Genomic DNA, 873 nt, shown 5'->3' on the forward strand with positions numbered 1-873 from the left:
AGTATAAACACCCTTATAAGATTTCTTTTCTGAACGTCCCATATTAACCTCCTGATTATATTATCCTTTTATTCTTCCAAATCCAGCAAAATGTTGTTGCCAGTAAGAACCAATATCATGATAACCAATACCACTACTATTTGAATCGTACATTTTGTTATCCCCTACATAGATTCCCACGTGCGAGATATGATTTGGCCCTCCGTAAGTTCCTTTATAAAAGACTAAATCACCGACTTTTACATCTTTAGGATCTATACGCTCAGTAGCTTTGTATTGTTCTATCGCTGTACGCGGAAGTTTAATTCCAGCTTTAGCAAAGTTCCATTGCATTAGTCCAGAACAATCAAATCCCATATTAGGATTAGCACCAGCCCAAACATACGGCCAACCTTGATATTGAAGCATTTCACCAATTACAGCATCAAAATAATTCATTTTACCATTTTCACCAACAGCAACATTACCATTGATACCACCAGCATTATCACTAGCTGTACAGTTCATAGTTAGACCACCAGCTTGTTTTACAAATGATGTAACCATTGGAACCCATTCACTATTTGTTCCGTATGGATCATTGTCAGCACCTACAGGAGAATAAACAGCACCTAATGTTTCAATTGTAAATAATTGACGACCAATAATTAGGTTATGTAATGTTCTCCCTTGTGCTTTTAATCCATCTTCAAGTGTTGCATAATCTCTAATTCTATGACCATCCATTAAACCAGCTGGGTTATTATGTTCGATTACAGCTCTACTTTTCCCCCAGCCAGTTTCAGCGATAATAATTGCTAACATTAATACTGGATCAATACCTTCATCTTTTGCTACCTGTTTTATAACTTCACCTTTGGTACTAATAACCCC

1 protein-coding gene is annotated in these 873 nt (G+C 36.4%); it reads right to left on the bottom strand.

Annotated features, from left to right (window positions below; translation table 11 throughout):
* Positions 1 to 60: 60 nt before the first annotated feature.
* A partial coding sequence (locus tag MR107_RS30170) for a C40 family peptidase (protein ID WP_242293160.1) occupies positions 61 to 873 on the bottom strand: 813 nt, incomplete at its 5' end.

Origin of the sequence: Bacillus cereus group sp. BfR-BA-01441 (assembly GCF_022663075.1) — a bacterium.
In the GTDB taxonomy this organism is placed as follows: Bacteria; Bacillota; Bacilli; order Bacillales; family Bacillaceae_G; genus Bacillus_A; species Bacillus_A cereus.